Here is a 19,207-nt window from a genome sequence, read left to right as displayed (position 1 = left end):
CTAATAATCTAAATCAAATTATCTCTATTTCTTCAATAAAATTTAATTAATTAAACTCCCCAAGCGTTGAACTAACTGCGCTGCTTCTACCACTCCTTCTATCTTGTCTGCTGGCTGACCATTTTTAAACAAAACTAAAGTCGGCAAAGCATTAATATTATACTTTGAAGCTAAATGGGGATATTTGTCAGTATCAATTTTAACTATTCGCATTTTATCTTTCATATCTTCATTCACCTGTTCCAGAATAGGGGTCATCATTTTACAAGGGCCACACCAAGTAGCATAAAAATCGACTAAAACAGGCAAATCTGAACCAGCAAGTAGTTCATCAAAACTATTGAACTTCTTTTTAACTGTCATAAGCAAAAATTTATTAGGTTATGGGTATTATAGCAGTCGCCATTACTGGCACAGACATTCTCAAGTATAGTCGCAGTAACAATTTAACTTCCAATTTAGCGCCTTATGACTTCTTGGTTATGACTTCTGGCTTCAAATATATTAACTTAACGCAACAAACCATAATCTCCTAAGATAAGTTAGTTTAATTTCAGAAAAAAGGATTTAATTATGGAAGCATTACCCGAAACACTACAACGTTTAAAAGGACAAGTAGCAATAATTACAGGTGCATCAAGAGGAATTGGCCGGGCGGCTGCTTTAGCATTAGCAATGGAAGGGGCTAATGTAGTTGTCAACTATGCTAAATCAAGTGGTGCTGCTGTGGAAGTAGTGGCAGAAATAGTTGCTGCGGGTGGCAGTGGGATGGCGCTACAAGCAGATGTTTCTAAAGCTGAAGAAGTGGATACCCTGGTCAAAGAAGTTATGGAAAAGTGGAGTCGCATCGATATCCTGGTTAACAATGCTGGTATTACCCGCGATAGTTTACTATTGCGGATGAAACCTGATGACTGGCAGTCAGTAATAGACCTAAATTTGACTGGGGTGTTTCTTTGTACTCGTGCTGTGAGTAAAATTATGCTGAAACAAAAGAGTGGGCGTATTATTAATGTTGCTTCGGTGACTGGGCAAATGGGTAATCCTGGTCAAGCTAATTATAGTGCAGCAAAAGCAGGAGTAATTGGCTTTACTAAAACTGTAGCAAAGGAACTTGCTAATAGAGGGATTACAGCAAATGCAGTTGCCCCAGGGTTTATCGCTACTGATATGACGAAAGACCTGAAAAATTATGAGGAAATTGTTAAGTTTATTCCTTTAGGTCGTTATGGTACTCCAGAAGAAGTCGCAGGTATGATTAGGTTTTTAGCTGCTGATGCTGCGGCCAATTATATTACAGGTCAAGTGTTTAATGTGGATGGGGGAATGGTGATGGCTTAATGGATAATGGATAATGGATAATTGATAATTGATAATTAGGGTTTGCTGAAAAAAAGCAGATATAGCAGGATAATTAAAGTTGGTAAGTTAATAATAAAGTTGGTAGACTTAAGGGAGAATTTGTACTATCTTAAGTTTATCCTTACTGCTTAATAACCGATAATACTTTTATATATAGCGCTACTTGAATCGGGAATAGGGAACACTTAACTGGGAACAGTTGACTATCAAAAGGTTTCAGGATTTAGAAATGTCCGCGCCCTATTTGCGTAGTGCTATAAATATTGGCAACTATACACCCAAAAAATTTACCAACTTTAATTATTCGATAAAATAGAGGTTTTATGTAAGTTTATTAATTTGCTTACAAAAACTTACCAACTTTATTTTTATAAAGTGCGTTTGATGCTATGTAAAGTTAAGCTTTTGAGGTATTGAATTTACCAACTTTATTATTTTACCACAGCAGAGTGTGGGAAGACAGAGAAAGTAGGAGGAATAATTGTCAGAGTGATTTTTCTGTGCTTGTCTGCCTTTCATCCTAACTTTTTGGTCACTCAAGCTTAAAGATTTGCACTTTTTTTGCTCCAAAAAAGCACTTACCTTTATTTGTTAGTGCTTTGAAATTTAATCAGCAAACACTAATTAAAATCAAAAGTTAAAAGTTAAAAGTCAAAAGGCAAAAGTCAGAAAATTTGATAATTTTTGTACTCCACTGATACATCTAAAATGGTGCGTTACCGAAAAACTAAGGTTTAAAGCCTCTCCTTTCAGGGATAAAAAAAGAAAAAATTTCCCTTTTAACCAATCCTCTTCTTTTTAAGAAGAGGTAATAATTAATTATTAATTATTGAAGACGGATTGTTAAATGCCTTTCACAGCTTAAATTTTAGCCGTATAACGCACCCTATTGGTATCGCAAGCAAGATACTGCGCTACTTCTCTATTACTTAAAAAAAATTGATGAAACCAAATATTTATACTATACCTTTAAGACAACTTGCTTCTGGGGATTTTCTGTATTTACAAATTTATAAATTCACTGGAAGTCAAACGGGAAAAAAAGCTTATATACAAGCAAATTTACATGGAGCAGAAATAAGTGGTAATGCTGTTATTCATAACTTGATAGAATTTTTAATGACTTTGGATAATAGTCAACTAATAGGAGAAATATTATTACTACCTGTGTGTAATCCCGAAGGAGTTAATGCTCGGTCGCATCAATTTTCTTCAGGTAGATATAATAGTTACGATGGCAAAGATTGGAACCGGATATTTTGGGATTATGAAAAGGAAGATGTAGATATCGAAGCTTTTGCTAAAACTCAAATTGATTTAACAGAAACTGAAATAAAAAATAATTATCGCCAGGAAATTTTATGCAGTTTTAATGGGCAGTTAGAAAAAATCAACTCTTCTAGTAGTACACCTTTCTATAAACAATATAGATATCAACTTCAATCATTATGTTTAGATGCAGACTATGTAATCGATTTACATAGTTCAACAAATCAAAGTTTAGATTATCTTTATTGCTTTCATGGTAGAGAAGAAAGTGCTAAATTATTTATCCTAGATTATGGAATTTTAATGAGAGATGGAGAATATGATGGAGATGCTTTTGATGAAGCATTTTTGAAGCCTTGGTTAGCTTTAGAAAGGAGTTTGAAAGATTTAGGGAAACCAATTCAATTTGACATAGAATCATGGACATTAGAATTGGGTTCTGGAATGAAAATGAATCCCGAATCAGTGGCAAAAGGTATTCAGGGAGTGAAAAATTATTTAGCTAAGAAAGGTATATTAAAAATAGCAGAATTTCCCTTAACTGAAATATTAAATAACCAAATAAATTTAATTCCTAGAGAAGATATGAAACGTTATTATGCTCCGGTAGGTGGCATGATACAAAATCGAGTCGGACCGGGTACAATTGTTAAACAAAATCAGCGAATTTATCAAATATTGAATTTCAACAAAAATCAAGAGTTACCAAAAGTAATAGATGTTTTGGCACAAACAGATGGTTTAATTTTAGATAATTCAACCAATCATTCTGTCAATCAAGGAGATTATGTATTAGGAATTATGATAGGGGTTTAGTATCCCCAACCCCCTTAAAGAAGTCAGAAGTTGTTTTTGTAATGGAGATTAGAGCAACTCTCCAAAAACATTTCGCCTTAAAAAGCGAGGTTGCGCTACCCCATTTTTTTGATAAATATTGATAGAGAAAATAGTAGGGGTTATATCATGTGCCCCCTCCAGGGGAGCTAGGAATTGCGGATAATCACTTACGCGATGTGCAACTTTCTACGGAATAATCAGCGTTTCTGGGTCAAGAGCGGAAAGTCTGGTTCTCACAACTCTCTAAATTTAGTCGGTTGGAAAAAGTTGCACACGGCGTCACTTATAATAAAGTATATGGTTTGTAGTAGGGCTTCAGCTCGAACTTTAGATAGGAGTGAAGCCCTACTACGAACTTTAATTATAATAACTATTTAACCAAACATAATATTAGGAGACCAAACCCTCTTGACATCCTCCCGACGCTGCACTTGCGTGACAGCGCGGGATTCCCTAACATTGCTGATAGGTGCTTTCTGCTTCATAGCACCTGCCTCCGAGGCCCTTCCCTCTTTCCGGTCTTAGGGTCGCTCCACAGACTGACACTGCTAGCCCAGCAGCCTTTAAAAACAGTAGCACACTATTGGAAAAACCGCAACATTGATTGGTTTTCCCATGGGACGCTCCCTTGTCAGGAGAGCGCGGGTCTTCAACCAACGTTGAGATAAATATTCATAAAGAAACAAACAATAAACTATCCTGTAAATTCAGAAAATTATCTCGGAAAAATTCTTTAATTTAACTGTCATGATTTTCTACAGTTTAGTTCGTAGAGTGACAATTTAATCTCCAAAACAAATACCCATGCCTCGAGCAGTTTTGACCAAAGTATCATTAGGGTCTACTGCTCTGTACTTAGCAATTGCTTCTGCAATTGGCACACTGACAACTTGTCGATTTTGCCAAGTTACCATCTGGTCATATTTTCCTTCAGCAATCAGATCGACTGCTGCCACTCCAAAGGCTGAAGCAACTAAGCGATCGGTAGGGGAAGGAACACCACCCCGTTGAATATGACCTAAGACCGTAACACGAGTTTCCGCATCACTACAAGCACAGACCTTATCCGCTAGATAATGCCCAATACCACCATATCGAGATTTACCGAATAAATCATCTTGTGTCACCAACTCTCCTGTTTCAGTCCGCACTGCTTCTGCTACAACAACCAAAGAGTAATTTTTGCCTAAATCTTGACGTTTGCGGATATAGTTACAAATGTTATCTATTTTGTAAGGAATTTCCGGAATCAAAATTACATCTGCACCACCAGCAATACCAGCATTCAGAGCAATATGACCCGCATCCCGCCCCATTACTTCTAAAATTATAACGCGGCTATGACTAGCAGCAGTAAAATGTAAGCGGTCTAGTGCTTCTGTGGCAATTTTGACAGCAGTATTAAAACCGATAGACAGCTCAGTACAGCTAACATCATTATCAATAGTTTTGGGGATACCCACTAGATTTAAGTTTCCTTGTTGAGCAAGTTTGCGGAGGATAGCCAGACTACCATCGCCTCCAATACCAATTAAAGCATCAAGTCCAAGTAAACGATAACCCTCAATAATTTCTTCAGAGCGATCGTGCAAAGTACCATCTGGCATTGGGAAGGCAAAAGGGTCGCCTTTATTTGTAGTGCCTAAAATTGTCCCACCTGACATCAGTAATGGGTCAATTTTTTCAATCTCTAGTTTGAGTGTTTGTGGCGGACGCTCCATCAATCCTTGAGTAGCTTGGCGAATCCCCATAACTTCCCAACTGTAAGTTCCCACAGCACGGTAAACTACTGCCCGAATTGCGGGGTTTAAGCCTGCACAATCTCCCCCACTGGTCAGGATACCAATACGTTTGTGCTCTACCATAATTATGATTTTATCTATTATAAAGAATATGAATTTTTGACAGTTTCAACTCTGAGGTGGAAACTGCCGAGTTGATTTTATCAATCAATTGTCAGTATTTCTATAGTTTTTCACATTAATTAACTATACTCAAACTATAGCAATCATATTTCAGTTGTGAGATATTGGAGACTTTTAGGGAATAGGGAATAGGCAACAGAAAAGAAGAAAAAAACGAATATATATGAATATAATAACTGCTATTTTCTATCTTTTTAAGGAACATCCCTATTCTCGCAACTGATTCCCGATTGCTATAAATCTTATCTTTAAAAGTAATTGTTAATTATTAATTTTAATTATTTCTACCGCGCCCATTGTTGAAGAATATAACGATAAAAACTCTCTGTATCTACCTTTTCCATTGCCATAATTTTCCGCCCACCAGCTTCTACTTTTATTCGACCTTGACTGACTCCTTTTGTAATAACTAAAGTTTCCCATTCTTTTAGTTGATAAAATTCTGGATGTGCTAAATAAACAGTTGCTAAAATATCCCAAAAATAATAATCCTGAGAAATTGCCAAGGCATAACATTGTCCGGCCAAATCGGAAATAGGATACTTTCTTTGCCTGCCTAATTTGCGAGAAAATTCAGAAGTTAGGGGAACATTATTAGTAATATCTAAGGAGCAAAGTACAATTGGAATTTGAGTTTGCCAGACTCTCTCAATCGCAAACGGGTCCCAATAAGCATTCCATTCAGCAGACATATCTTGACCAGGTTCTATATCTTTACTCACATTTCCCGGTACATTCAATGCACCACCCATCCAGACAATTTCTTGAATTTTTGACTCAATTTTTGGAGCAATATCTAAAGCTGTAGCAACAGTTGTTAAGGGACCAGTTACTATTAATGTTACAGGTTCCGGTGCTGATTTTAAAACTTGTACTATGAAATTTTGACCGGGTTCAGACACTAAAATAGTATCAATATTTTCCTTCTCATTTAAAATTGGAAAATGGTCAACCGCAAAAGAATCTCTTCTAAATAAAACCGGAAAAGGATTAACACCACGGACTGTACTTTCTGCGACTGGAACATCAGAACACCCCATTAAATCTAAAATTTTTCTAGTGGCACTAATTGCAGGTTCAATATAACAATCGGCAGGTGTTACAATTACTCCTAAAGGTTGAACATTTTCCATAGTCATTAGTAAAACAGTGGAGAGAAAATCATCTACAGCACCGTCATGATCCATCAGTACAAGTTTTTTGGGCATAGATATTAAAAATTAGATTTCAATATGATTAGTGATAAAAAAGTTTTTGTTTGTAGTAGGGCTTTAGCCCTAACTTATAGATGAGGCTAAAGCCCTACTACGAGCTTTAATTATAACTATTTAACCGAACATGATATAACTGCTAATTTCTATGTAATTTTAGGAGAAGTTGAGACATATCCTTGAGAATTCAATATTAACTTAAGTATCTACATACATCTCATCTGCAAATCAATAAGATAAACTATTAAGGTAAAGTATTATCAAACTTCTAGTAAATTATCGAGTTTCATTATGCACACAGAACCAAAAGTAAACAAAAATAGCAATTTTAATCATCAAAATATTGTTGCCACAGAAAGGGTAAACAAATTACTACACCAGTCAATTGATACTTTAGAAGAAATTCTTAAAAATCAACAACTTCCGGCACAAGAACGAGCAACAGTAGCTCTAAGAGTTCTAGAAATGACTGGTCTTTTATCTCAGCAAAATAATCACTCACCAGCTACATTAGTATCCGCAGCTCAACAACAACTCAATGAACTACAGACAAATAATTTAGGAACAAAATCGTTGAGTAAAGCACCACCAAGAATACAAGTAAAACCTAATTTATTATCTGCTGATTATGTGGAAATTACAAACTTTTTATTACCTGAAGACAATCAAAAAGCTATAGAGGAGGCAATTCAAAAACGAGACCAATATATTGAATCAACCACAACAACTAAAGCAGATAAATATCGCCAATCTTATGTACTATTTTCACAATACTTTCCTGAATTATCAGCACTTATTCAAAGCAAAATATTAGAAACCTTGCCAGAAATATTAACTAAACTAAAGTTTCGTCCCTTCGAGATATCAGAAATTGAAGTGCAACTAACGGCACATAATGATGGATGTTATTACAAAATTCACAACGATGCAGGTAGCGAAAAAACAGCAAGTAGAGAAATTACTTATGTTTATTATTTTTATCAAGAACCCAAAGCTTTTTCTGGAGGTGAACTGAGAATTTATGATACTGAATTGAAAGGTGGTGAAGCAATAACTCATCAGAATTATCAAACTATTACACCTGCTAATAATTCAATCGTCTTTTTTAACAGCCGTTGCCGACATGAAGTAATGCCTGTAGTTTGTCCTTCCAGAGCATTTGAACATAGTCGCTTTACAGTTAATGGTTGGATTAGAAGATTGGTGTTTTGAAGAAAAAGTTAGGAGACAGAATTAATTATTAGCAGATGAAATTGGAGGAGTCAGGAGATAGAATTCAGGACTCATAATACTAAGCACCTAAACAAAATTGTTTACCGAAAAATTAAGGTTTAAAGCCTATCCTTTCAAGGATAAAAAGCTGTCGTTTCGGCTGTCGCGCAGCGTTAACGCGCGTTGTGCGGAGCGCTAAACGCCATATCCAATCGACCAAGAGAAAAGAACAAAATTTTCTTTTAACTAATCCTCTTCTTAAAAAGAAGAGGTAATTAATAATTATTAATTATTAATTATTGAACTACCCTAATTTGATGTGGGTCTTACAGTATAAGGGATTCAGTCTGACAAAATGTCTAATTAATTTTGTGTACTTGCTTATGAAAATAAATTTAGTAATATAATACCATTTTGAAAAAATAATGTTACGAATAATAAGGGCAATCATACATATTTTACAGGATATGTCTTTTTGACTAATAAGATAAATTATGAACTAAGAAATGGTATCAAAGTTATTCATTCTGACTCCTAACTCCTGACTCCTAAAAAATCCCCTAGCTATTTGTAGAAAACATTGATAAAATTGGTATAACTCCGACTTTTTCTTTTCCTAGTTATTTGACTTCAGTACAAATAATTTTTTTTGCCAACTAAAGCATCAAGCAATATTCCCACTCAATAAAAAGAGGGAATATTTTTTTTTCTGTTTTGCTAATTATTTAGAGATTATTTATATCAAATACAAAAAATGATGCTATTTCTGAATTTCTTCATTCTCCCATCTCCCTATTAATATATTGATAGCAATATTGATAGCAAAAATTACAGTACTTTGCGCGGATGGTGAGGTACAGTTGAAGACTAATCTCTCTTCCCTATTTACTAAAGTGATAAAACTTTGTACCTTACTAACTCCGAAACTGCTGTAACCTATTATTCGGGGTTGATTTACGGTTGATAAGCGACGCGCTAATTGCAATAATTATTACATACAACTTGAATATTTCTTATTCCGTAAATAAAAAAAAATTGATTTTACGTAAAGCCCAGCTTTTTATCTGAAGAATAATTTAGACAAACGTATCAATTATTAAACAGCTAATTATTATTCCTATCTGATTTATAGAAATCGATTAGCCAGGAATTAAAAATTTACCTATTGATACAACTGTACTTTCAGCAAACTCCTAATGTTTAATTTAAAAACTTATTATTCATAGGTGATTTATATGTACAATAAATTTGATTTTGTGCTATGGGCATTATCCATAGTATTAATTATAGGATTGCCTAATATAAAAATGAAAAATAATCTGGAAGTCAAACATTTTGATGAATTAGCAGAAGAAATTTTTCATCAGTTTGTTAGTCGCTCCAACGAAGATCCTCCTGTTCCCTATAAAGAAGGTACAAGCCGTGGTTAAATAAACCTGATTATTTCCAATTTTCCGATAAAGTTATTTTTGAGCATTGAATTTAGAGGTTTGCTATTAACAAGCTTTTAGGTACTTGATTTAAGCTAGAGAACAGCCAAAAATGATTAGTAGGAGTGAAAGCCACTTGTTCCTTTAATCTCATGTAGTTTAAATCGAAAACCAGTTTAATCTTTAATTATGGTATATTTAAGTATGAGAATTAATAATAAAAATATATTGAAAAAATGAAAAACTTAGGAATGGAGAGAATGAGACTACAATCTCATAGTCATATCAAAAGACTAATTGCATACCATCAACAAAAATTAAACTTATTAGCCAAAACTACTGACCGGAAAGCTACCTGCATTTATAATGCTCATTCTCCATTTTTGCTTTGTGCTGTTAACCCAACCGGAAATTGCGACCAATGTCATCATTATCAACCACAAAAATAGTTATTTATACCAATTCACTTTCAAGATGTCACAAATAGTTTCAAACTTTAAATGTGAAATAATTTCCTGAAATTACTGAGCGCGTCAAAGTTTTGAGCCTATAAAATCTTACTTTTAACTTTTAACTTTTGAATGCATGACTTCCTTGAAACGGTATTAGATAACAATAATTTCAGAAAAAGGTTAACTATTAATTACTTAACCAGGCGATCGCCAGGAACAGTTGACAATTCCTTGATTATATGTTTATAAGCCAAGTTTGATTTTTAATTAGATAATTAAACTTTTCTTAAAGATAAACTGCTAATATACCCTCGGTGTATTAAACATATATACAACTAGGAAGATTAATGACTGACCCACAACTCCGACAATTAGGTACTTATGAAACAGGACTTTTCGATGAGAGTGCTGCTGAAATTCCAGCTTATGACCGCAATACACAAAGAGTGTTTGTTGTCAATGCCAATAGTCTTAGTATTGATGTATTAGACATTAGCGACCCCACCAACCCAACTCTCATAAATCAAATAGATGTTTCCCCTTTCGGTGCAGTTGCTAATAGTGTTGCAGTTAATGATGGTATCGTAGCAGTAGCGGTTGAAGCTAACGTCAAACAAGACCCAGGTACAGTTGTCTTCTTTGATGCTGATGGAGAGGAACTCAGTCAAGTGACTGTGGGTGCATTACCAGATATGCTTACCTTTACCTCTGATGGTACAAAAGTCCTGGTAGCAAATGAAGGAGAACCCAACGATGACTATACTAATGACCCAGAAGGTTCCGTTAGTATTATTGACATTTCTGATGGAGTAAACAGTTTAACTCAAGCAGATGTCTCTACTGCTGACTTCACTGCTTTCAATGATCGGGAAGAGGAATTGCGTTCCAGGGGCGTGCGGATATATGGCCCTGGGTCAACTGCAGCTCAAGACCTAGAACCAGAATTTATCGCTCCCTCTGCTGATAACAATACAGCGTTTGTAACTCTGCAAGAAAATAATGCTGTGGCAGTTGTAGATATTAACAATGCAACTATTGTAGATGTTCTACCATTGGGAGTAAAAGACTACAGTCGCGGTATTCCTAACCTGACACAATTTGAATTTTCCGACCTGCCAGTTTTAGATACAACTGAAGGGGGTCAAGAAATTCTCCTGGGTGGTTTATCAGGTTTATGGCTTGAGGGTGAAGACGAAGACGGCAACCTACAATTTGTTACTGTACCAGACCGCGGACCTAATGGAGCACCCACAGATGTAGACGGTGACGGCGCTAATGAAAGACCATTTGCTCTGCCAGACTATCAAGCAAGAATTGTTCGCTTTACATTAGATGAAGACAGTGGTGATATTGATATAACTGACCAAATTCTCCTAACCAGACAAGACGGTACAACTCCCATCACAGGTTTACCTAACATTCCAGGAGTAGATGAAGAACCTGTAGACCTATTTGGTGAACTCCTAGAATATGACCCCTTTGGTGCAGACATGGAAGGTATTGTTATTAATGGTGACGGTACTTACTGGACTGTAGATGAATATCGCCCCGCCATTTACCACTTTAATACTGATGGAACACTCATAGATCGCTTTGTACCTGAAGGAACAGGAGCACTAGCAGGAGAAGCAGCAGGAACTTTTGGTACAGAAACCCTACCAGCAGAATATTCTAACCGTCGCCGGAACCGTGGTTTTGAAGCTCTTGCTCTGGATACAGACGAAGGTATTCTCTACAGCTTTATTCAAACACCCTTAGCAAACCCTGACCGCGATGCTTCCGACAATTCCAGTGTTATCCGAATGTTAGGTGTTGACCCAAATACTGGAGAACCTGTAGCAGAATATGTCTATCTCTTAGAAAAACCAACTTTAGATCCGGATGACCCTACTCAATTAGTTGATAAAATGGGAGATGCTGTCTACGATCCAGAGACTGGTAAATTCTTTGTTATAGAAAGAGACTCCTCTGTTACTGAAACAGGCAAAAAGTTTATCTTTGAAATAGACATCAAAGGTGCAACTAATTTACTTACTGATGATGCGCCAAGTTTACCAGAGGGCGAAACCCTAGAACAACAAACGGCAGATGATTTAGCAGAATTAGGTATTCAAGCAGTTAATAAAACTAAAGTAACTAACTTACCTTCCATTGGTTATATTGCAGGAGACAAAGTAGAAGGTCTATCACTACTACCAGATGGACGGTTAGCGGTACTGAATGATAATGACTTCGGTCTTTTAGATGAACAAATTGATGGTGATGGTAGTGTTCCTCTCAACCCCGAACCAGTACCAGTAGTTCTAGGTATGATTGATTTCTCAACACTAAGTAATCAACTTGACCCTAGCGATCGAGATGGTGGGATTAATTTCAATAACTGGCCTGTTTTTGGGTTATTGCAACCAGATAGTATTGCCTCCTTTGAGATAGAGGGTGAGACTTATTATGTCACAGCAGATGAAGGAGATGTCAGAACTTTTGATGCTCTTGATGAAGAAGCGCGGGTAGGAGATGAAGATTATGTACTCGACCCGGATGTTTTTGATGTTGCTGCAATTGAGGATGATGCTGCTTTAGGTCGTCTGAGGGTGACAACGGAAGGCGGCGATATTGATGGTGATGGCGACTACGACCAAATTTTCGCGAATGGCGGTCGCTCTTTCAGTATTTGGGATCGTGCAGGCAACTTAGTTTTCAACAGTGGCGATGCTTTTGAAAAAATTACTGCAGAAGAACTACCAGATAACTTCAATTCTGACCGAGACGAAAATACTTTTGATACTCGGAGCGATAACTTTGGTCCTGAACCTGAAGCTATAACCACAGGAGTTTTAGACGGTCAAACCTATGCTTTTATTGGTCTAGAACGCACAGGGGGAATCATGGTTTATGATGTTAGCAACCCCACTGAACCAAGTTTTGTGCAATATATCAATAACCGTGACTTCTCCGTTGAATTTGATACTAACGAGGATGGTGACCCAGACCCAACCCCAGAGCAACTATCAGCAGCAGGAGATTTAGCTCCAGAAGGGTTTGTGTTTATCTCCCCAGAAGATAGTCCCAATGGAGAAGCATTATTAGTAGTTGGTAATGAAATTAGTGGTACTACTACTGTTTATGAGTTTACCCCAAACCAGACTATCACGGGAACTTCAGGACCTGATAACCTGGAAGGTGGTACGGGTAATGATAACATTGATGGTCTAGGTGGTAATGATACTCTCAGTGGTCTGGGTGGTAGCGATACTATTAATGGTGCTGCTGGGAACGATGAGATTAATGGCAACCGCGGAGATGACCGTGTTAGTGGTGGTGATGGTAATGACCGTGTTAATGGTGGTTATGAAAACGATACTATTTTTGGTGGAAATGGAGATGATACCTTAATTGGTCGTCTGGGTAATGACCAGATGTTAGGAGGTAGTGGGGAAGATATTCTCAGTGGTGGTCAAGGTCGCGATCGCCTCAATGGTGGTGTGGGTGATGATATCCTAACTGGTGGCGCGAGTATTGACCGCTTTATTTTTGCTGCCAATAGTGAATTTAGTCAGGCGGACTTAGGGGTAGATGAAATTACAGACTTCAACCCAGACTTAGATTTGATTCTGCTTGACTTGACGACTTTCACAGAAATTCCCACTGCTTCTGGTGGAACTTTAGGAGATGATTTTGCGATCGTAGATAATGATAATGATGCTGCTACCAGTCAAGCTATTATTGTGTACAATTCTAATAATGGTGCTTTGTTCTACAATGCTAATGGTAGTGAGAATGGTTTTGGAGATGGCGGTCAGTTTGCTACTCTAACTGGCGCTCCTACTCTCACGGCTGAGAATTTTACGATCAGATAAGATTTCTATCTTGTCAAGACTGATATTATGTTCGGTTAAATAGTTATTATAATTAAAGTTCTTAGTAGGGCAAGAGCCCCAACTGTAGATAGGGCTCTTGCCCTAGTACAAACAAAAACTTTATTATAAGTGATTATCCGAACATAATATGACTCAGCAACTCTAGCAGTTTTTATTTTGGTAGACTAGAGTAGGGAGTTTCTTTCTATAGAACCCATTTGAGATATCCTTGCCTAAATCAGCTTTACAGTTTCTTGGTTTAATCATTATTGGCATAAATAGTTCCCACTCGGCCATTACAAGTGCCCGAAATTGCTCAATATACTAGCTATTTCAGAAGCTAATTTAGCTCGAAAAAGATACCAAATGGGTTCTATAAACAAGGTCAATAGCTAAGAGTAAGTTTGACCGCTTACTCTTAACGGTACTTTGAGATTTTTTACACCGAAAATGGCTTCAAACCCAGTATTAGCAGGAGAAATACCTCACAGTGCTAAAAAATTGCTGAAACCTAGATATATCAATAAAACATTTGATTTAAGGTAAAAACATTACTGCATAAGGTTTTGAGCTTATTTTTAGCCTATTTTTTTCTAAAGTCCCGTTAATAAATTTTCAACTCAATTCAACCATTCAATTTAACCGGACAAATCTTCTTTACTGGTAAATTTTGCACAAAAAAGACTATGCTAATTTAGCAGAACAAAAGGCAGTTATTAATCCAGTTTTACGGTTATTAAAAAAATATAAACTTGTGGTTATTGGATACCGGTAATTTCATGGTGTAGAGTTATCTCACTGGCTAAAACTTAGAGCTAGAACTCAAAAATTAATTTTATCTTCCGACAAAAACAAGATACTAGCTATAGAAAAAATAGTCAAAAATACCGACCATTGAGCAATTTACCTGTATCTCCTGGGAAGAAATATATTATATCATGTCCGGATAATCAGTGATAAAAAAGTTTTTGTTTGTAGTTGGGCTTGAGCCCGATCCATACTTAGGGCTTTAGCCCTACTACAAACTTTAATTATAACTATTCAACCGGACATGATATTAATACCTTTCGGACAGAGTTATGATGCCACAGCCAGAGCCATTGAGCAATTTACTTGTATCTCCTGGGAAGAAAAATATTATATCATGTCCGGATAAGAGCGCGATAGAACTCCGTTCCGCTGACGCGTTTCATGTCGCGAGCGCGAAACAAAAAAGTTTTTGTTTGTAGTTGGGCTTGAGCCCGATCCATACTTAGGGCTTTAGCCCTACTACAAACTTTAATTATAAATATTCAACCGGATATGATATTAATACCTTTTTACTTGTTTTAGCGATCGCGCCATTCAATAATGGCCATCATCTAATTCCCAGTTTAACGAATGACAAAGGTCAATGAATACAATCTATATAGTATAAATATTGAGCCAGTCACCGATTTGTATACTACTTTTAATCTTACAAATTGACCTGCTGAATGTGAATTATATCATGTCCAGATAATTAGTAATGAAAAAACTTTCTCCTTTTTATACCTTCTTTTTCCCCTTTTACCTCCTGACTCCTGACTCGTTATTTATAACTATTCAATTAATTAATTGAAGATAATATAACATAAACATTCAGGTAGCTCGCCTTTCCTGCGGAATGCGCTCCCATTTAGCTTTTCGGTGGTAATAATTCTGCACCAACTAATTAATTAGGAAGATTAGCAAAGGATACTTTTACCGAAGAATTAATAATTATTAATTATTAATTAAATAATTCAGATTTATTAGCCTCCCCTTGAAAGGGGAAAAAAAGTGCTAGGATATTTCCTTATATTCAATTCCGTAACGGTTTTAACCAGAGGTAATTATCCATTATCCATTATCCATTAATCAAACTAACTTTTAATTTTTGCTCCATCTTTCAACTCTGATATTTCCTTCAAAAAGAATAAGTTAATGCCGCTCCAGCTAATAGCTAATAGCTAAATACTTACAATATAATTACTTCAGTCACAATAAGTAAAAAACCACATTGAATAATCTTCTAATAATTCAGCATTAATAGAATCTTCTACAACTGTTTCTAAATCCGCTAGTGGCAATGTAAACTTTCGATTATCTGTAGTGCGTTCCAATACAGCTAAAATTCCGTATTCGACATCTAATTTATTATCTAATTTTAATAGATTAAATTGATCTGTGTAAGATGGTTGTGTCTTTTTTAGCTTTTGATATTCTTTTTTACTTCCTGGACCCATTGTATAATGTTCTTCCCATTCAAATTCTTCCATACCTGTAACTAAACAAGGAATTGTCAGATTTTGCTTCAGATATTTTAAATACTTTTTTAAATTAGTCGGATTAACTTCTAGATTTGTAGTGGCGAAAATTTCCTCTAATTTTTGTTCAAAAACTTCCCAATGAATTTGTTCTGCTTCATCTTCTCCTTCTATCCCTTGAAAAGCACCTATCTGCTGTAAAAAATCTTCAATAGGTACAGTTATCGTTAGATTTTCTCCACCATTCACTTTAGTAGTTTTCCCTGATACAATAGTCTCATCAATTTCAATTGGTCTGAGCTCTCTGGTATCAGGTTGAGACTTATTTTTATTTTGTCTTTGATTAGATTTTGGCATGAAGTTCTCCCTTTATCCAGGTTGATAATTAAAAAATATACAGTTAATAGAAATGTATAGCATTTCTCATCCAGGTAGAGTATTTTAGTTACTAGATTTCCTGTTCCCTAAAACCACAAATTTTCCACCCGATCTAACCCTTGCATTATTGTCATTATTAACTTATAATTTACGTTTAGCTCTGCTTGGTTAGATTGCTTTCCTAGGTCATGCTCTGCAAACTTGCCTTGCAACTAATGCCTGTGGACGAGGTACTGCCGACGGCCTCGGTTGCATCAGGAAGTCAACATTAAACTCGCACTCGATCTTAATGTCGGCATGAGACCCAAACCATAAGGTAAGTTGGGGTCGGGAGAATTGAAAAAAGCAGTAAACTATGACACAAATACTACAATCTCCAGAACCAATAGTTTATCAAGGACAGTTCGGAGATTTTACCATAACTAAAAACGATCGCCTGGGTGTGATTATTTACCGTACTGGCTTAATGATAGCTGCCCTTAGTTTTGCATTAGGCAGTGTCCTAGTCTTATGGCAAGGTGAAAATCCAACTGTTATTCAAGCAATTACGCCCCTAATTGGCTGTTTTTGTCTGGCTTTAGGTGTAAGTTTGGCCACTATTCATATTTATATGGCCAGCTTACACCGAATACTCCAGCTATTTTGGCTTATAGGGGCCATTACCACGGTAATCTTAGCAATTAACAGTAGGGAGCCCCTTGCCTTAACAGTTTACAACAATCCAGTCACTATTTTTGGCGTAGGTTTTACTTTTGCTGCTTTGACTGGTATTTATTTCAAAGAAGCTTTTTGCTTTAACCGTCTGGAAACTAAATTACTCACACCTTTGGTGCCTTTTTTACTCCTGTCTCATCTAGTTGGTTTTTTATCAATTGAAATGAAAGAGTTTTTATTAGGAATTTGGGCGTTCCTATTTATAATTTTTGCTATGCGAAAGGCATTTCAAGCAATACCTCCAGATATTGGTGATAAAAGTGTTTTTGAATATCTACATCAACAAAAAAATCTGGAAAAAGTTGCTGATAGTTAGCTAATGGGTAAGGTGGGCAAATATGACTAGTAGCTTGTCTAGACTAAAACTGTGGTTCATTTTTGACTTCTCCTCCGCATAAATGACGGAGGATTCTAATCGGATACTATGCAATGGGTTAAAACCACATTGCTTCGTGTCTTTTTAGCTGACCAGAATTTTAACTTCTGGGGACGAGTCAAAACGCCCCTAGACACTTGACTTAAATCAAACTTAAGTGTTGTGCTTACTTTACGAATTATGTTAGCAGCCCCATTAGCATCAGCATTAATGTACTGATTTTGAGCAGTGCAATACAACCCTCTTTTTGTTCTCTTTCCTGATGGTTGCCACCCTTCGGGTTTCTCGCCAAATGTAGGTAGCAAATCATTGTCCAAAAAAGAGGCTTTTGATGTGTAACTTTCTTCAGTCTCAACAAATTTAATTCCGTATTGTTTGCACAATTGTTTAATACGTTCTTTGAGTTTAGCTGTCGGAATTGAAACAAAAGATTGATTGTTTTTTTTGCCTAAATTGCTTTCTTTTTTTTGTTCTTTGTTCCATCCAAAAACAATTACTCCAATTTGATGATCAAGACAGTGATTAATAACAAGTCTCGCTGCTTTATTAACGGCATCTATCATTTTTCGGTTACGCTTTTCTGTGATTCTAGCTAGTTGGGTTGACCAAAATCCTTGAGGTTTTCCCTCTTTGAAAGTAGCGACTTGTTTGTTGTACCAACGATTAACAGACTTAAGATGTTTTCCATCAACTATAAAGCTAGTACCAAGGCTAGAAACTCCTGTTAGCCAATTATTTAATCCTGGGTCAATTCCTAATACATGATCGTCATTTACCTCGGTTTTGACTGGTTCAAGCTCATAAATGAACTCGACATAAAAATACTTATTTCTAGGTAGTATTCTTAATTCCTTAATTTCTTGAAAACTCAAATTAGAAGGCATTGGTATATAGAAACTATTAAGCCCAAACCATCGCTTAACAGTTTTCCCTAAAGGGATTCTAATTTGATTGTCAACCAGTTTTAAGGCTTGCTTAGGATAAGTGACAAGAGACAAACCTCCTTTTTTTCTGTATTTAGGAAGATGAGGTTTATCCGTCAACTCTCCTTTTCTATACTTTTTGCTTAACTCCTTGAATGATTTAAAAGACTCCGCCACACTTCTTAATATTTGTTGTGCTGCTTGAGAGTATAAAACCTGATAATGTTTGTTTCTTTTATACTCTTTCTCTAAGTCAAATTTACCAATAATTTTATAGGTTTTCAAATAAAGTTGACGAGCATAATAAATCCCACAGTTAGTCAGTTTATGAGACTCAGAGCCAATAAATTCCAGTATAGCCTTTAACTGCTTGTCTGCACTAATTAGATTTGACTGGCATCCATACATTGTTTTTTACCTCCTCATGTTATACTAACCTAAATACACTAAATATGTATGTATGAAAACCAAGTCATTAATTAACAATTCGTTTGTCTGAGCGCACTGAGCGCAGAAGAAATCAGCTGTATTTATCTGCTGCCCAAAAAGACAAAACCATAACAGCACTTATTGAAGACTGGATTGATAGTTTAAAATTACAGGAAAAGGATACGAATGGTTAAAACCATTCGAGTCGCATTTCATCCATCACTTAAAAGATGATGGCTTTCATGCTCCCGTGTTATTTTTGGTAATGCTCGAACCCCCCAACCCCACAACTATCCCCCCTTACCCCACGAGTGAAAGCTATCCCTGATAAGGAACTCCTGAAAACCTTTTCTGATAGGGAGATAGGGGGGAGATGGGGAAGTGGGGAGATGGGGGAGTGGGGAGATGGGGAGGTCGGGGGAGTTTAGCCTCTAATTAAATACGTTTACTCTCCTGAAATATCCATTGAATGGCAAATTCATAACTTCTTTCTAATGTCCGCTTCTGATAGGGAGATGGGGAGGTCGGGGGAGTTTAGCCTCTAATTAAATACGTTTACTCTCCT

At 36.2% G+C, this 19,207-nt stretch carries 13 protein-coding genes; 8 read left to right on the top strand and 5 right to left on the bottom strand.

Going from position 1 to position 19,207, the window contains the following annotated elements; translation table 11 throughout:
- Positions 1-42 precede the first annotated feature (42 nt).
- Positions 43-363 (bottom strand): thioredoxin, encoded by a 321-nt coding sequence (gene trxA, locus ACP6PM_RS34865; RefSeq protein WP_426591452.1) that lies wholly within the window; start codon positions 361-363, stop codon positions 43-45.
- Between the two features lie 20 nt (positions 364-383).
- Here trxA and ACP6PM_RS34860 point away from each other — a divergent pair, with 20 nt between their 5' ends.
- The 3 genes from ACP6PM_RS34860 (at position 384) to ACP6PM_RS34850 (ending at position 3,447) form a co-directional block, all read left to right on the top strand.
- Positions 384-536 (top strand): hypothetical protein, encoded by a 153-nt coding sequence (locus ACP6PM_RS34860; protein WP_426591450.1) that lies wholly within the window; start codon positions 384-386, stop codon positions 534-536.
- Positions 537-573: 37 nt separating this feature from the next.
- A complete protein-coding gene (gene fabG / locus ACP6PM_RS34855) occupies positions 574-1,341 on the top strand; it encodes a 3-oxoacyl-[acyl-carrier-protein] reductase (protein WP_426591449.1) in 768 nt (255 codons plus the stop codon).
- A gap of 963 nt (positions 1,342-2,304) precedes the next feature.
- Complete coding sequence (locus tag ACP6PM_RS34850) at positions 2,305-3,447, top strand: M14 family zinc carboxypeptidase (protein WP_426591448.1); 1,143 nt, start codon at positions 2,305-2,307, stop codon at positions 3,445-3,447.
- Between the two features lie 803 nt (positions 3,448-4,250).
- Here ACP6PM_RS34850 and ACP6PM_RS34845 read toward each other — a convergent pair.
- Both ACP6PM_RS34845 and ACP6PM_RS34840 read right to left on the bottom strand, forming a co-directional pair.
- On the bottom strand, positions 4,251-5,333 hold the full coding sequence (locus ACP6PM_RS34845; protein ID WP_426591447.1) for an ATP-dependent 6-phosphofructokinase: 1,083 nt from the start codon (positions 5,331-5,333) through the stop codon (positions 4,251-4,253).
- A 344-nt stretch (positions 5,334-5,677) separates the two neighbouring features.
- Positions 5,678-6,601, bottom strand: a complete 924-nt coding sequence (locus ACP6PM_RS34840) for a nucleoside hydrolase (RefSeq protein WP_426591446.1) — start codon at positions 6,599-6,601, stop codon at positions 5,678-5,680.
- Positions 6,602-6,895: 294 nt separating this feature from the next.
- Here ACP6PM_RS34840 and ACP6PM_RS34835 point away from each other — a divergent pair, with 294 nt between their 5' ends.
- From ACP6PM_RS34835 to ACP6PM_RS34820, 4 genes are all read left to right on the top strand, one after another.
- The gene (locus tag ACP6PM_RS34835) at positions 6,896-7,816 is read left to right on the top strand and encodes a 2OG-Fe(II) oxygenase (protein ID WP_426591445.1); all 921 of its coding nucleotides are present in this window, start codon (positions 6,896-6,898) and stop codon (positions 7,814-7,816) included.
- A 1,307-nt stretch (positions 7,817-9,123) separates the two neighbouring features.
- Positions 9,124-9,246, top strand: a complete 123-nt coding sequence (locus ACP6PM_RS34830; protein ID WP_426591444.1) for a hypothetical protein — start codon at positions 9,124-9,126, stop codon at positions 9,244-9,246.
- Between the two features lie 236 nt (positions 9,247-9,482).
- Positions 9,483-9,695 (top strand): DUF6464 family protein, encoded by a 213-nt coding sequence (locus tag ACP6PM_RS34825; protein ID WP_293098638.1) that lies wholly within the window; start codon positions 9,483-9,485, stop codon positions 9,693-9,695.
- Between the two features lie 350 nt (positions 9,696-10,045).
- A complete protein-coding gene (locus tag ACP6PM_RS34820; protein ID WP_426591443.1) occupies positions 10,046-13,555 on the top strand; it encodes a choice-of-anchor I family protein in 3,510 nt (1,169 codons plus the stop codon).
- A 1,994-nt stretch (positions 13,556-15,549) separates the two neighbouring features.
- Here ACP6PM_RS34820 and ACP6PM_RS34815 read toward each other — a convergent pair.
- On the bottom strand, positions 15,550-16,179 hold the full coding sequence (locus ACP6PM_RS34815; protein ID WP_426591442.1) for a hypothetical protein: 630 nt from the start codon (positions 16,177-16,179) through the stop codon (positions 15,550-15,552).
- A gap of 376 nt (positions 16,180-16,555) precedes the next feature.
- On the opposite strand from ACP6PM_RS34815, the gene ACP6PM_RS34810 reads away from it, so the two are divergent.
- The gene (locus ACP6PM_RS34810; protein ID WP_426591441.1) at positions 16,556-17,230 is read left to right on the top strand and encodes a DUF2301 domain-containing membrane protein; all 675 of its coding nucleotides are present in this window, start codon (positions 16,556-16,558) and stop codon (positions 17,228-17,230) included.
- Between the two features lie 95 nt (positions 17,231-17,325).
- On the opposite strand, the gene ACP6PM_RS34805 is transcribed toward ACP6PM_RS34810, so the two are convergent.
- A complete protein-coding gene (locus tag ACP6PM_RS34805) occupies positions 17,326-18,621 on the bottom strand; it encodes an RNA-guided endonuclease InsQ/TnpB family protein (RefSeq protein WP_426591440.1) in 1,296 nt (431 codons plus the stop codon).
- Positions 18,622-19,207 lie beyond the last annotated feature (586 nt).

Source organism: Dapis brunnea BLCC-M229, assembly GCF_050015995.1.
Classification (GTDB): domain Bacteria; phylum Cyanobacteriota; class Cyanobacteriia; order Cyanobacteriales; family Microcoleaceae; genus Trichodesmium.
The sequence above is the reverse complement of the archived record's forward strand: the minus strand, read 5'-3'. Positions and strand labels throughout refer to the sequence as shown.

Bases quoted from the DNA above. Each gene is read 5' to 3' on its own strand.
- trxA (WP_426591452.1), bottom strand. From the start codon at position 363: ATGACAGTTAAAAAGAAGTTCAATAGTTTTGATGAACTACTTGCTGGT.
- ACP6PM_RS34860 (WP_426591450.1), top strand. From the start codon at position 384: ATGGGTATTATAGCAGTCGCCATTACTGGCACAGACATTCTCAAGTAT.
- fabG (WP_426591449.1), top strand. From the start codon at position 574: ATGGAAGCATTACCCGAAACACTACAACGTTTAAAAGGACAAGTAGCA.
- ACP6PM_RS34850 (WP_426591448.1), top strand. From the start codon at position 2,305: ATGAAACCAAATATTTATACTATACCTTTAAGACAACTTGCTTCTGGG.
- ACP6PM_RS34845 (WP_426591447.1), bottom strand. From the start codon at position 5,333: ATGGTAGAGCACAAACGTATTGGTATCCTGACCAGTGGGGGAGATTGT.
- ACP6PM_RS34840 (WP_426591446.1), bottom strand. From the start codon at position 6,601: ATGCCCAAAAAACTTGTACTGATGGATCATGACGGTGCTGTAGATGAT.
- ACP6PM_RS34835 (WP_426591445.1), top strand. From the start codon at position 6,896: ATGCACACAGAACCAAAAGTAAACAAAAATAGCAATTTTAATCATCAA.
- ACP6PM_RS34830 (WP_426591444.1), top strand. From the start codon at position 9,124: ATGAAAAATAATCTGGAAGTCAAACATTTTGATGAATTAGCAGAAGAA.
- ACP6PM_RS34825 (WP_293098638.1), top strand. From the start codon at position 9,483: ATGAAAAACTTAGGAATGGAGAGAATGAGACTACAATCTCATAGTCAT.
- ACP6PM_RS34820 (WP_426591443.1), top strand. From the start codon at position 10,046: ATGACTGACCCACAACTCCGACAATTAGGTACTTATGAAACAGGACTT.
- ACP6PM_RS34815 (WP_426591442.1), bottom strand. From the start codon at position 16,179: ATGCCAAAATCTAATCAAAGACAAAATAAAAATAAGTCTCAACCTGAT.
- ACP6PM_RS34810 (WP_426591441.1), top strand. From the start codon at position 16,556: ATGACACAAATACTACAATCTCCAGAACCAATAGTTTATCAAGGACAG.
- ACP6PM_RS34805 (WP_426591440.1), bottom strand. From the start codon at position 18,621: ATGTATGGATGCCAGTCAAATCTAATTAGTGCAGACAAGCAGTTAAAG.